The following is a 12717-nucleotide window of genomic DNA, read 5'->3' as shown; positions in this document are numbered from 1 at the left end:
GCCCCGCCGACCTCGGGCATCTGTTGCGACCTCGGGCCGTCAACCGCCCGAGCTCGAGACGGATGCCCGAGCTCGGCGAGCCGACGCCGGCCGAAGCCTGCCTACGCCGGCCGACATGCGCCGACGCGGCGGATTCGGCTCTGCGGGGTGCCTGTCATGATGGACGGGTTCCCTCGGTGCTCCGCGCCGGGTGGGACGGATGCTGGGAGGCGTGGTGGACGACGACGTGGTGTCCTCTGGTGCAGAGCAGGAGCGGTCGAGCCGTTCCCCGGGTGGCGACGGGGTCCCGGATCGCGCAGGTCCGGATCTCGCTGCCGACCTCAGCCGCCTCGCCCGCAGCCTGGAGGACGAGGACGGGCTCGACGCCACCCTGGACGCGATCGTCCATGCGGCCGTGGTGTCGGTCCCCGGGGCGGAGCACGCGAGCATCTCGATGGTGCGCGGCCGACGCGAGGTCACGTCGCGCGCGGTGACGAGCGACCTCGCCCGCAAGAACGACCGCGCGCAGTACGACGCGGGCGAGGGCCCGTGCCTCGAGTCGCTCTTCGAGCGTCGGACGGTCACTGTGCCGGACATGGCGGCCGAGTCCCGCTGGCCGGTGTTCAGCGAGCGGTCGAGCGGGCTCGGGGTGGCCAGCATGCTCAGCGTCCAGCTCTTCGTCGCGGGTGACGACCTCGGTGCGCTCAACCTCCTGAGCACCCGGCCGCACGCCTTCGACGAGGGCTCTGAGCACATCGCGCTCCTCTTCGCGTCGCACGCAGCGGTCGCGATCGTCGGCGCCGAGCAGGAGGAGCAGCTGCTCGACACGCTCGCCCAGCGTGACGTCATCGGCCAGGCCATGGGGGTGCTCATGGAGCGGTACGGCGTCACGTCGTCGCGTGCGTTCGGGCTGCTGACGCGGGTCAGCCAGCGCAACAACGTCCGTCTGTTCGAGCTCGCGGGGGAGATCGTCGCTCGTCCCGGCGAAGGGCGGCCCAGCAGGAGCGCGGAGGAGGACCCCGACGTGGACCCGTTGGACGAGGTTCCCGACCGGCCCTTCGGCTGAGGTTCCCGGCGCTTGGGTTCCACCCTCTCCTGGAATACGCTTACCGGCATGTCTCCCAACGCCGTGAACGTACACAGTGGCCGAGTGGCCTCACCGTCGACCGAGCAGGACCTCTCCCAGGGCACGGATGCGGTCCCCTGGAACGAGGGCCTGACCGGCCTCGGTTACGGCGGTGACTACAACCCCGAGCAGTGGCCGCAGGCGACGCGTCTCGAGGACGTCGAGCTCATGGTCGAGGCCGGCGTGAACATCGTCAGCGTCGCGATCTTCGCGTGGGCCACGCTCGAACCCGCGGAGGGCGAGTACGACTTCGGCTGGCTCGACGAGACGATGGACCGGCTGCACGCCGCCGGCATCCGCGTGGCCCTCGCCACCGCGACCGCCAGCCCGCCGCCCTGGCTCACCCGCCGCCACCCCGAGATCCTCCCGCAGCTGGCGGACGGCACCGTCCTCGGGCAGGGCGGTCGCCAGTCCTACGCCGTGACCCACCCCCTCTTCCGCGAGTACGCCCTGCGCATGACGACGGTCCTCGCCGAGCGCTACAAGGACCACCCTGCGCTCGCGCTCTGGCACGTCGACAACGAGATCGGCTGCCACGTCCCGCGCGACTACTCCGACTCGGCCGCCGAGGCGTTCCGCGCGTGGCTCGCCGCGCGCTACGGCACGGTCGAAGCCCTCAACGAGGCGTGGGGGACGGCCTTCTGGTCCCAGCGCTACTCGACCTTCGACGACGTCCTGCCGCCGCGCACCGCCCCGACCTACGCGAACCCGACGCAGCAGCTCGACTTCGACCGCTTCAGCTCCGATGCGCTCCTCGGCTACTACCGCGACCTGCGCGACACCCTGCGCCGCATCACCCCGCACGTCCAGACGACGACGAACTTCATGGCGTCGACCGGCACCAAGGGCATGGACTACTTCGCGTGGTCGGGGGACCTCGACGTCGTCGCGAACGACCACTACACGGGGGCCGACAACCCCGACCGCCACGTCGAGCTCGCGTTCTCGGCCGACCTCACCCGCGGGATCGCCGGCGGCGCACCGTGGATCCTCATGGAGCACTCGACGTCCGCGGTGAACTGGCAGCCCCGCAACCGGGCGAAGGCGCCGGGGGAGATGCTGCGCAACTCGCTCGCGCACGTCGCGCGCGGCGCGGACTCGGTGATGTTCTTCCAGTGGCGCCAGTCCAAGGCCGGGGCCGAGAAGTTCCACTCCGCGATGTACCCCCACGCGGGTCGCGACACCGACGTGTGGCGCAACACCGTCGAGCTCGGCGACGCCCTGAAGAGGCTCGCGCCTGTGCGCGGCTCCCGCGTGCGCTCGCGTGCGGCGATCCTCGTCGACTACGAGGCGTGGTGGGCGTCCGAGCTCGACTCCCACCCGACGCAGGCGCTGCGCTACACCGAGCAGGCGATGACGTACTACCGGGCGCTGTGGCGGCGCGGTGTCTCCGTCGACGTCGTGCACCCGAGCCACGACCTGTCCGGCTACGACCTCGTCGTGGTCCCGACGCTCTACCTCGTCTCCGACGAGGACGCGGCGAGCATCGGCGCGGCGGCCGAGCGCGGTGCGACGGTGCTCGTCACGTACTTCTCCGGGATCGTCGACGTCGACGACCACATCCGCCTCGGCGGCTATCCCGGCGCGTTCCGCGACCTCCTCGGCGTCACGACCGAGGAGCTCTACACGCTGCAGGAGGACGAGACCGTGACGCTCTCCGGCTCCGGGCCGCTGTCCGGGACCTTCACGGCCGACCTGTGGACGGAGAAGACGCACCTCGCCGGTGCCCAGGCCGTCGCCGTGTACGACGACGGTGCGCTCGCCGGCCTCCCGGCGATCACGCGGAACGCCGTGGGCGCAGACGCCAGCACGGCCGGTTCCGCCTGGTACGCGGCCGCCCGGCTCGACGACGCGGGAACGACCGTGCTCGTCGACGCGCTCCTGCTCGATGCGGGCGTGCCACCGGTGGTGGAGGCGCCGGCCGGCGTCGAGGTCGTGCGCCGCCACGGGGACGACGCGTCGTTCCTCTTCGTCATCAACCACACGGACGCACCGGCCCGGGTCCCGGCGAGCGGTGTCGACCTGCTCAGCGGGCTCGCTGCGCAGGGCGAGGTGACCGTCGCCGCGGGCGGTGTCGCGGTGGTCCAGGAGGACTGACCTACCCGGCGACCGGGGTGGCGCGACCCGCACGTGCACGCCGGTCCGTCCACACGACGACCGGCACGAGCAGGAGTGCGAGCGCGCCGCCCCCGAGCGAGAGGGCGGCGTAGCTCGACCCCGCGACGACCACGCCGGACAGTGCCCCGCCACCAGCGCCGGCCAGGGCCACGAGCACGTCGAGCGTGCCCTGGGTCTTCGCTCGTGTCGCCGGGTCCGCCGCGTCGATGACGAGCGCGGTGCCGCTGATGAGCCCGAGGTTCCACCCGAGGCCGAGCAGGGCGAGCGCGACGGTGAGGAGCACCATCGAGTCGGCCGGCGCGAGCGCGGCCAGGACGCCGGAGGCGAGCAGCGTGACGCCCGAGGCGACCGCCACGGGTGTGCGGCCGACGCGGTCGACGAGCAGGCCGGTGACCAACGAGGGCAGGAACATCGCGCCCACGTGGATGCTGATGACGAGACCGACGGCGCCGAGCCCGTGGCCGTGGTCGCGCATGTGCACCGGCGTCATCGTCATGATCGCCGCCATCGCGATCTGGGTGACGACCATGACGGTGGCGCCCGCAGCCACCCCGTGGTTCATCGTGCGACGCGCCGGAGGCGGCCCGGACGTCGCGACGTCCGCCGACGGCCCGGCCGCGCCGGTCGCCGACGTGGTCGTGGATACAGGCACGGACGCGCTCGCTGAGCGGGCAGCGAGCAGCGGGTCGGGCCGCAGGAAGACGAGGAGGATCGTGGCGGCGAGGAAGAACGCCGCGGACGCGAGGACGAACGGACCGGCCAGCGCCGGCAGACCCCACCCGGTGGCGACGCCGCCCATGACCTCGACGAGGTTGGGGCCGGCGACGGCTCCGACCGTCGTCGAGACCATCGCGATGCTCACCGCGGTCCCGCGCTGGCGCGGCAGGGCGAGGTCCGTCCCGGCGTAGCGCGCCTGGAGGTTGGACGCCGTGCCGGCGCCGTAGACGAAGAGCGAGACGAACAGGAGGACGACGTTCCCCGTCGCGGCAGCGAGCACGACGCCCGCCGCGCCGAGACCGCCGGCCGCGAAGCCCGCGGTCAGCCCCACCCTCCGGCCGGACCGCTGCGAGAGCCGCCCGACGGTGAACGCGGTGAGAGCGGACCCGAGCGTGAAGAGCGCCGCCGGGAGACCCGCGAGGCTGTCGGTCCCGAGCATCTCCTCGGCCAGGAGGGCGCCGACGGTGATCCCGGCCGCGAGCCCGGCCCCGCCGAACACCTGGGACGCGACGACGACGACCAGGGTGCGCCGGTAGAGGGTCTCTCGATCGTCGGTCGCGATGCTCACGTGGACATTGTGCGGCACGAGCGTCGCGGGCCGGCGCGGCGACCAGGGCTGGCGTCGGGCCCTACCGGGGCTGGGGCGGATCACCTAGTGTCGATGTCGTGCTTCCTCTCCCTGCTGATCATGAGATGGCGGCCGACGCGCTCCGCGCGTGGGCCCTCGACGAAGACCTCAAGGCTCGCGTGATGGCCGACCCGGCGCTGGTCGGTCCGGCCCGGCGGGTCGCCCGCCGCTACACGGCCGGCGAGGACGTCGCCGACGCGGTGGCCGCAGTCCGAGCTGCCATGGCCCGCGGACACCTCGGCAGCATCGAGTACGCGGGCGAGAGCGTCCGTGACGCCGACCTCGCCCGCCGCGAGACGGACGTGTTCCTCGCCGTCGCCGACGCCGTGCGGGACGCCGGGCTCCCGAGCACCGTCTCCTTCGACCTCTCCCACGTCGGTTCGCTCGTCAGCGTCGACGCCGGACTGGCGCACGCGCGCGAGATGGCGGAGGCCACCCGCCCGCTCGGCACGGCGCTCATGATCTCGGCCGAGGCGTCGGACCGCACCGACCTCGTCCTCGACCTCTACGACGCGCTCGCGGCCGAGCACCCGCACGTCGGGATCACCCTCCAGGCGCGCCTGCACCGCACACCGGTGGACCTCGAGCGCGTGCTCGCGCACCCCGGGACCGTCCGCCTCGTCAAAGGGGCCTTCCTCGAGAGCGAGGCCGTCGCCCACCGCCGGGACAGCGACGCGATGACCGCCGCGTACCTCGCCCTGGCCCGTCGCCTGCTGGGCGCGCAGCAACCCGTCTCCTTCGCGACGCACGACGAGACCCTCGTCGAGGCGCTCGTCGCGGAGCACGGCGAGCGTCTCAAGGCCCCGGGCGTGGAGATCGAGATGCTCATGGGACTTGGCACGTCGCTCCTCGACCGGCTCCACGACGAGGGCTACCGCACGCGCGAGTACGTCGTGTTCGGGGGCGAGTGGTGGCTGTACGTGCTCAACCGGATCGCCGAGCATCCCGAGCGCGTCATCACGGCGCTCGCGGACCTCCGCCGATGAACCTCGACGAGGTCGTAGCGCTCGTCGGTGGCTGGGACGGCGTCCTCACGCTCGCCCCAGGCCCGGGGGACGGTACGCCCGAGATCGCGTGGGGCGACCTCTTCTTCTACTACGCGCCCGACGGCGAGGTGCCGCAGACGACCCAGCCCTTCGCGACGGTCGTCACGAAGGACTACCCCGGGGACGAGGCGTGCCGGCTCGACCGGGCCGGGGTCTTCCGGGTCAACGTGCACGCCGGGCGGGCTGCCGTGGAGGAGGTGGCGGCGTCGGAGGCCGCGCAGGCTGTCGATCTCGCTGCGCTCGACCAGGTCGTCGTCCACCCCGTCTACGGGACGATCGGCTGGCTGGCCGTGGTCTGTCCCGGTCCCTCGACCTCCGAGCGGCTGGCCGCGCTGCTGCTCTCTGCCTACGACGACGCGCGAGCCCGCTACGACCGTCGACACGATCTGGTGCAGGGCAGCTGACCGCAGACGCCGACGCACGCGGGCTGCACGGTCTAGGTGCGCGGTCAGGCCACCGTTCGGCTGCGCGGTGACGAGACCTCGTGAGGTCCGTCGAGCGCCGCAGGGCGGAAGCCCTTGACGACCAGCCACATGCCGAGACTGAGCTCCCAGAGGGCGATGGGGACGGCCGCGACCGCCGAGACCGGGGAGACCTGGTCGAAGAGCCCGAACGTGGTGCCTCCGGCAGCGAGGAGGAGCAGCGGTGCCCCGACGAGGCCCACGAGGGGGATGATCCGCGGCACGAGGCGCGACCGGAGGAGAGCGGTGCCGAGCAGGAGCGCGTTGACGGCCGGCATGACGCCCGGACCGAGGAGGAACGCCCAGTCGTGCATGGCGGTCAGGGCGTCGGGCACCCCGGTGTCACCCGCCCCGCCCACGCCCGAAGCTCGTACCGAGACGAGCGTGAGCATCGCGATGATGCCGATCATGATGATCGCTGCCTCGAGCGTGCGCGACGCGACGAAGGAGAGAGCGAGCACCGGGTCGGTGCGCCGGACCACCGGGTAGAGGACGACCGCCGTGCCGATGCAGTTCAGCGCGAGAGCGAGCTCGAGGATCGCGGCCCAGAGCACCGCGTCGCTGCTGGCGCCCGCGGCACCGTCGAGGAAGGGCGCCTTGAGGGCGAGTGCGGGGATCGACGTCGCGATCGTGACGAGGTAGAGCGCTCCCGCGACGGTGGCGACGGTGCGAGGTGACGGCATGAGCTTCCCTCTCGTTGCAGTGTACGGCGTACACCTCTATTTGGAGGCTAGGTGTACGCCGTATACCTGTCAAGATCGGGGGATGATCCCGCCCGAAGAGACTCCAGAGCGACGCGCGTCGCTCGACCGCGCGCAGGTGCTCCAGGCGGGCATCGCGCTCGCCGACCGCGCAGGGTTCGGTGCCCTGAGCATGCGCGCCCTCGCCACCGAGCTCGGTGTCGTGCCGATGGCGCTGTACAAGCACGTCTCCGACAAGGACGACCTCGTCGGCGGCATGATCGACACCCTTGTCGAGGGATATGTCGCCCCACCGGAGTCGGCGTCGTGGCAGGCGGCGGTGCGCGCGCAGATCCTCGAAGCCCGCCGCACGCTCATAGCCCACCGGTGGCTGCGCACCGCGATCGAGAGCCGCACCCGTCGCACGCCCGCCGTCCTCGCGTACATGAACTCCCTCGCCGGCCGCTTCATCACCGGGGGGCTCAGCGTCGACCTCACGCACCACGCGATGCACGCGCTCGGGCACCGCATCTGGGGCTTCAGCCCGGAGGCTTTCGACGAGCCCGTCCCGGCGGCGGGCCCGCCCGACCCCGAGACTCTCCGCCGAGCGGCCGAGACGTACCCCTACATCGTCGCGATCGTCGCCGACACGGCGGCGCGCCCGTCCGGAGCGTGCGACGAGGGGTTCGAGTTCGAGTTCACGCTCGACCTGCTGCTCGACGCGTTCGCGCGGCTGCACGAGAGCGGGTGGGCCTCGCAGCCGGCGTCGCCGCCGGCGACCTGAGCCGTCAGTAGCCGAGCAGCCACCGAGACACCGTGATCTCGATCCCGACGCGCTCGCCGTCGGGATCGGGGTCGCGCGGGTCCCAGGCGTACTTCGCCTCCAGGCCGTCGAGGATCTGGTGGGGGACCTCGTCGAGGGTCCGGACGGTCGCGTGGCCCTCGGCCACGAGGGCGTTGTCGGTCGTGCCGTCGACGGCGACGCTCACCCGTGGGTCGGCCTCGACGTTGCGCACCTTGACGTTGGTGCGCGCGCTGACGAGCCACAGGCGGTCCTCGTCGGCCACGAACCAGGTGGGCGTCACGTGGGGCGACCCGTCGAGACGCAGAGTCGTCACCCAGATCACGCGTGCGGCTGCCAGCACGGCAGCGGCCGAGGCCGACAGCCGCACGACGCCCATCAGCGCGGCGCCGGCCCGGAGCTGTCGCGGACGACGAGCTCGACGGGGACCACGCGCATGGGCTGCGACTCACGTCCCCGGTCGATCTGCTCGAGGAGCGTCTGGACGCAGAGGGACCCGATGATGTCGAAGCGCTGCCGCACGGTGGTCAGGGGCGGCCACACGTACTCGGCCTCGTCGATGTCGTCGAAACCGACCACGGAGACGTCCTCGGGGATGCGGATGCCACGTTCGTGGAAGGCGCGCATGAGGCCGATGGCCATCTGGTCGTTCGCGCAGAACACGGCGGTGAGGTCCTCACGGGGCTCCGACGCGAGCACCATCCCGGCCTGGTAGCCCGACGCCGCGGACCAGTCGCCACGCCGGACGGCCGGGACGGGCGCGCCCGCGCGGTGCAGCGCTGCCTGCCAGGCGGACGTGCGCTCGTGGGCGGCGCTCGACGTCGCGGGGCCGGCGACGTGCCACACGGTCCGGTGGCCCATCGCGAGGAGGTGGTCGACGGCCCGCCGGACGCCACCTTCCTGGTCCGTGTCGACGATGGGGTAGTCGGGGTGCGTCGACGGGTACGTGTCGGTGATGACCACGGGGAGGTCGGGGCCGATGACGAGGGACGGGGCGTCGAGGATCTCGGCCTGGATGATGACGAGGCCGTCGACGTTCTGCCCGGCGAGGTTCGCGATGGCGGCGCTCACGCGGCCGGCGGTGGGTCGCTCGACGGTCATGAGGTTGATGGAGAAGCCCGCGTCACGGCTCGCGGTCGCGATCGCCTCGATGGTCCGGGCGTCGCCGATGCGCGAGACGCTGAAGGAGATGACGCCGAAGGCTCCGAAGCGTCCGGTGGCGAGGGCGCGCGCGGCACCGTTCGGCTGGTAGCCGACCACGCGCATGGCGGTGAGGACCTTGTCGCGGGTCGCGTGGTCGACGTTGGTGCGGCCGTTGGCGACGCGCGAGACGGTCTGTGCGGACACGCCGGCGAGCTTCGCGACGTCGGCCATGGACGGTGGTCGACGACGGGAGGACGTGGGCTCGGTCCCTCCGGGGGTCGCGGGTGCCGACTCCCTGGGCAGGGCGCTGTGCGACATGTCCTCCAGCTCCATCCGGGCATCGTAGCGACTGGCGACTCTGCGGACGCGACGGCCGCGATCGTGATGTTTGCGCAATCATACGGGGTGCTCGCCTGTGTGCCCAGTCACACGGCGCGTCGTCGCCCGTTACCGCTTTGCAACCTTGCTTCGGCTTGACCGATGGCACATCGCGCTGCCATGGTGAGTCACATCACCGAATGTTTGCGCAAACATCCCGCAGCGCAGAACGGGCCTGCAGCACCGGGGCTCACCGCACGCCCCGACCCACCGCACCGGAAGAACGAGAGACGATGACGTCCCCCACCCAGCACACGCTCGCCGATCCAGGCGGGCCGACCACAGCGGACCACCCGGTGCCACGCCGCGCCGGACGGCTCTCGCGCTACACCCGTCAGGACTGGGCCGGAGCCGGCTTCGTCGCCCCGTTCCTCGTCGTGTTCGTGTTCTCGATCGTCGCGCCGCTCCTCTACGCGGTGTACCTGTCGCTCTTCCAGGACCGACTCATCGGCGGGAGCTTCTTCTCAGGGCTCGAGAACTACACGCGGGCACTCACCGACCCCCTCCTGCGAGCCGGCCTCGGACGCGTCCTGCTCTTCCTCGCCGTCCAGGTGCCGATCATGATCGGGATCGCCCTCTTCGCGGCGCTCGCCATCGACTCCGGCCGCCTGCGCGCCAAGAACGGCTTCCGCATCGCGCTCTTCCTGCCCTACGCCGTCCCCTCCGTCGTGGCAGCCCTCATGTGGGGCTACATCTACGGCGACGAGTTCGGCCTCGTCGGGCAGGTCTTCGACTTCTTCGGCGGCACGGCCCCGGACCTGCTCTCCGGGTCCTGGGTGCTCGCGTCGATCGGGAACATCGTCACGTGGTCCTTCATGGGCTACAACATGCTCATCCTCTACTCGGCCCTGCGTGTCATCCCCACCGAGCTCTACGAGGCGGCCGAGATCGACGGCGCCGGCGCCCTGCGCACCGCGTGGTCCATCAAGATCCCGGCGCTGCGCCCCGCGCTCCTCCTCACGGTGATCTTCTCGATCATCGGGAGCTTCCAGCTCTTCAACGAGCCCAACGTGCTGAAGTCGCTCGCACCGACCGAGATCACCACCTACTACACGCCGAACATGTACGCGTACAACCTCGCCTTCAACGGCCAGCAGTACAACTACGCCGCGGCCGTCGCCATCATCGTCGGGTTCATCACCGTCCTCGTGGCGTACGCAGCCCAGCGCGTCAGCAACCGCACCGAAGCCGGAGGCAGCAAGCGATGAGCGCGACCACCACGCCGGTCACCACCGAGCCGGCCGAGCACCCCAAGGGCGTCGGCCGCGGCCGCCGCCGGATGACGGCCGAGGCCAACCGGAACCGACCGTCCACCTCGCTGACGATCGTCATGATCGTCATGTTCCTCTACGTCGTCCTGCCGCTCGTGTGGCTCGTCATCAACTCGACGAAGACGAACGGCGGCCTCTTCAGCTCGTTCGGGCTCTGGTTCGCCGACGACTTCGCCCTGTGGGACAACATCAAGGCGCTCTTCAGCTACCAGGGCTCGGTCTACCCGCGCTGGCTCCTCAACACCGTCCTCTACGCGGGCGTCGGAGGCATCGGCGCGACCATCCTCGCCACGCTCGGCGGCTACGGTCTCGCCAAGTACGACTTCCCGGGCCGGCGCGCGGCCTTCGCCATCGTCATCGGAGCGATGACCGTCCCCATGACGGCGCTCGCCGTCCCGACCTTCCTCATGTTCTCCCAGCTCGGCATGACGAACACCGTCTGGGCCGTCCTCATCCCCGCGCTGGCGAGCCCCTTCGGTCTCTACCTCATGTACGTCTACTCCCAGGAGTCCGTCCCCGACTCCCTCCTCGAGGCCGCACGTCTCGACGGGGCCGGCGAGCTCCGGACCTTCCTCACCGTCTCGATCCGGCTGCTCTCGCCCGGCTTCGTCACGGTGCTGCTCTTCTCGGTCGTCGCGACGTGGAACAACTACTTCCTCCCGCTCATCATGCTCAGCGACCCCGATCTCTACCCCCTGACGGTCGGCCTCAACCAGTGGAACGCCCAGGCGGGCTCCTCCGGTCAGGGCGACCCGGTGTACAACCTCGTGCTCACCGGCTCGCTCGTGGCGATCATCCCGCTCGTCATCGTGTTCCTCAGCCTCCAGCGCTTCTGGCAGTCGGGCCTCGCCGCAGGCTCCGTCAAGCAGTAGCCGACCCACATCTGTCCCACCCCACCGACACCCCTCCAGAAGACGACGAAGTACTAAGGAGAACCATGAAGAACCCCGCACGCCGCACCCGGCGCAGCGTCGGCGCAGCCGCCGCGATCGCCCTCGCCCTGGGCCTCGCAGCCTGTGGCGGCGGAGACGACGACGCAGCCCCCTCGGGCGGCGGAGACGGCATCACCGTCGCCGACATCGACGCGGTCCTCGAGTCCGACGAGGAGGTGACCCTCGAGTACTGGACCTGGGTCCCCGACATCCAGGACACGGTCGACCTGTTCGAGGCCGAGTACCCGCACATCACCGTCAACGTGACGAACGCCGGCCAGTCGGCCGACCAGTACACGAAGCTGCAGAACGCGGTGAAGGCCGGCAACGGTGCACCCGACGTCGCGCAGATCGAGTACTTCGCGCTCCCGCAGTTCGCCCTGGGTGAGTCGGTCGTCAGCCTCGGCGACGTCGGCCTCGCCGACCTCGAGGACGAATACGCCGCCTCGGCCTGGGACCAGGTGAGCGTGAGCGGTGCCCAGTTCGGCTTCCCGCAGGACACCGGGCCGATGGTCATGTTCTACCGCGACGACATCCTCACCAACCTCGGCCTCGAGGTCCCCGAGACCTGGGACGAGTTCCTCGAGGTCGCCCGTGCCATCAAGGCGGACAACCCCGAGAACTTCATCACCTCGATCGACCCCGGTGACGCCGGTGGCGTCGACTCCCTCATCTGGCAGGCCGGCGGACGCCCCTTCAACGTCGACGGCACCAACGTCACGGTCGACTTCACCGACGAGGGCACGCAGAAGTGGACCGAGCTCTACGACACCCTCCTCGCCGAGGACCTCGTCGACGTGACAGCCGGCTGGAACGACGCGTTCTGGCGCTCCTTCTCCGAGGGCAAGTACGCGATGTGGCTCACCGGCGCGTGGGCACCGGGCTCGATCCGCAACAACGTCCCCACCTCCGAGGGGCAGTGGCGTGCGGCGCCGATGCCGACGTACGAGGCAGGCACCCCGATGAACGCCGAGAACGGTGGCTCCTCCCTCGCCGTCATGCAGCAGAGCGAGAACAAGGCCGCGGCCCTCGCGTTCTCCCGCTGGCTCACGACGGACCCCGAGTCCGTGCTCTCGCAGTCGCAGGCGGGCCTCTTCCCCGCGACGACCGAGATCATGGCGGACCCGGAGTTCCTCGGCACCGAGGACCCGTTCTTCGGCAACCAGAAGACCAACGAGGTGTTCGTCGAGGCGTCGGAGTCCGTGTCCTCGGACTGGCAGTACCTGCCCTTCCAGGTCTACTCGAACTCGATCTTCGGTGACACCGCGGGCCAGGCGCTGAGCAACAAGACGCCCCTGGCGGACGGCCTCGCCACGTGGCAGGAGGAGATCATCTCCTACGGCTCCGGCCAGGGGTTCACGGTCGAGTAGGACCGCACACCCGAGCGACACCAGCAGCACCAGCGGTCCGTGCCTCCCGCGCGGGAGGCACGGACC

General features: G+C 71.0%; 12 protein-coding genes. 8 read left to right on the top strand and 4 right to left on the bottom strand.

Going from position 1 to position 12717, the window contains the following annotated elements:
* Positions 1-211: 211 nt before the first annotated feature.
* Together ABKW26_RS19590 and ABKW26_RS19585 are read left to right on the top strand one after the other, a co-directional pair.
* Positions 212-1045, top strand: coding sequence for a GAF and ANTAR domain-containing protein (locus ABKW26_RS19590; protein ID WP_348595767.1), 834 nt, complete (start codon positions 212-214; stop codon positions 1043-1045).
* A gap of 84 nt (positions 1046-1129) precedes the next feature.
* Positions 1130-3202 (top strand): beta-galactosidase, encoded by a 2073-nt coding sequence (locus ABKW26_RS19585; RefSeq protein ID WP_348595766.1) that lies wholly within the window; start codon positions 1130-1132, stop codon positions 3200-3202.
* A 1-nt stretch (position 3203) separates the two neighbouring features.
* On the opposite strand, the gene ABKW26_RS19580 is transcribed toward ABKW26_RS19585, so the two are convergent.
* Complete coding sequence (locus tag ABKW26_RS19580) at positions 3204-4508, bottom strand: MFS transporter (protein WP_348595765.1); 1305 nt, start codon at positions 4506-4508, stop codon at positions 3204-3206.
* Between the two features lie 98 nt (positions 4509-4606).
* Between ABKW26_RS19580 and ABKW26_RS19575 the strand changes: the two genes are divergently transcribed.
* Complete coding sequence (locus ABKW26_RS19575) at positions 4607-5554, top strand: proline dehydrogenase family protein (protein WP_348595764.1); 948 nt, start codon at positions 4607-4609, stop codon at positions 5552-5554.
* The gene (locus tag ABKW26_RS19570) at positions 5551-6018 is read left to right on the top strand and encodes a DUF6194 family protein (protein ID WP_348595763.1); all 468 of its coding nucleotides are present in this window, start codon (positions 5551-5553) and stop codon (positions 6016-6018) included. The genes ABKW26_RS19575 and ABKW26_RS19570 overlap by 4 nt, the downstream gene beginning before the upstream one ends.
* Before the next feature lie 44 nt (positions 6019-6062).
* Here the strand turns inward: ABKW26_RS19570 and ABKW26_RS19565 are convergent, their stop codons facing one another.
* Positions 6063-6758: a DUF4386 domain-containing protein gene (locus ABKW26_RS19565; protein ID WP_348595762.1), complete on the bottom strand. Its 696-nt coding sequence runs from the start codon at positions 6756-6758 to the stop codon at positions 6063-6065.
* 82 nt (positions 6759-6840) lie between these two features.
* Between ABKW26_RS19565 and ABKW26_RS19560 the strand changes: the two genes are divergently transcribed.
* Entirely contained in the window at positions 6841-7539 is a 699-nt protein-coding gene (locus ABKW26_RS19560) for a TetR/AcrR family transcriptional regulator C-terminal domain-containing protein (protein ID WP_348595761.1), read from the top strand.
* A gap of 4 nt (positions 7540-7543) precedes the next feature.
* Here the strand turns inward: ABKW26_RS19560 and ABKW26_RS19555 are convergent, their stop codons facing one another.
* Positions 7544-7936, bottom strand: coding sequence for a TIGR03618 family F420-dependent PPOX class oxidoreductase (locus ABKW26_RS19555; RefSeq protein ID WP_348595760.1), 393 nt, complete (start codon positions 7934-7936; stop codon positions 7544-7546).
* On the bottom strand, positions 7936-9033 hold the full coding sequence (locus ABKW26_RS19550) for a LacI family DNA-binding transcriptional regulator (RefSeq protein WP_348595759.1): 1098 nt from the start codon (positions 9031-9033) through the stop codon (positions 7936-7938). Before ABKW26_RS19550 ends, ABKW26_RS19555 begins: the two co-directional genes overlap by 1 nt.
* A gap of 278 nt (positions 9034-9311) precedes the next feature.
* On the opposite strand from ABKW26_RS19550, the gene ABKW26_RS19545 reads away from it, so the two are divergent.
* The 3 genes from ABKW26_RS19545 (at position 9312) to ABKW26_RS19535 (ending at position 12651) form a co-directional block, all read left to right on the top strand.
* Positions 9312-10286: a sugar ABC transporter permease gene (locus ABKW26_RS19545; RefSeq protein ID WP_348595758.1), complete on the top strand. Its 975-nt coding sequence runs from the start codon at positions 9312-9314 to the stop codon at positions 10284-10286.
* Between the two features lie 71 nt (positions 10287-10357).
* Complete coding sequence (locus ABKW26_RS19540; RefSeq protein ID WP_348595768.1) at positions 10358-11221, top strand: carbohydrate ABC transporter permease; 864 nt, start codon at positions 10358-10360, stop codon at positions 11219-11221.
* Between the two features lie 65 nt (positions 11222-11286).
* A complete protein-coding gene (locus tag ABKW26_RS19535) occupies positions 11287-12651 on the top strand; it encodes a sugar ABC transporter substrate-binding protein (RefSeq protein WP_348595757.1) in 1365 nt (454 codons plus the stop codon).
* The last annotated feature ends 66 nt before the right edge of the window (positions 12652-12717 follow it).

Origin of the sequence: Sanguibacter sp. 25GB23B1, assembly GCF_040012415.1 — a bacterium.
Taxonomy (GTDB): domain Bacteria; phylum Actinomycetota; class Actinomycetes; order Actinomycetales; family Cellulomonadaceae; genus Sanguibacter.
Note: the sequence above shows the minus strand (reverse complement) of the source record. Positions and strands in the feature narration are given on the sequence as shown.

Coding starts and splice junctions, on each gene's coding strand:
- ABKW26_RS19565 (WP_348595762.1), bottom strand. CDS start 6,758: ATGCCGTCACCTCGCACCGTCGCCACCGTCGCGGGAGCGCTCTACCTC.
- ABKW26_RS19550 (WP_348595759.1), bottom strand. CDS start 9,033: ATGGAGCTGGAGGACATGTCGCACAGCGCCCTGCCCAGGGAGTCGGCA.
- ABKW26_RS19540 (WP_348595768.1), top strand. CDS start 10,358: ATGACGGCCGAGGCCAACCGGAACCGACCGTCCACCTCGCTGACGATC.
- ABKW26_RS19570 (WP_348595763.1), top strand. CDS start 5,551: ATGAACCTCGACGAGGTCGTAGCGCTCGTCGGTGGCTGGGACGGCGTC.
- ABKW26_RS19535 (WP_348595757.1), top strand. CDS start 11,287: ATGAAGAACCCCGCACGCCGCACCCGGCGCAGCGTCGGCGCAGCCGCC.
- ABKW26_RS19555 (WP_348595760.1), bottom strand. CDS start 7,936: ATGGGCGTCGTGCGGCTGTCGGCCTCGGCCGCTGCCGTGCTGGCAGCC.
- ABKW26_RS19560 (WP_348595761.1), top strand. CDS start 6,841: ATGATCCCGCCCGAAGAGACTCCAGAGCGACGCGCGTCGCTCGACCGC.
- ABKW26_RS19545 (WP_348595758.1), top strand. CDS start 9,312: ATGACGTCCCCCACCCAGCACACGCTCGCCGATCCAGGCGGGCCGACC.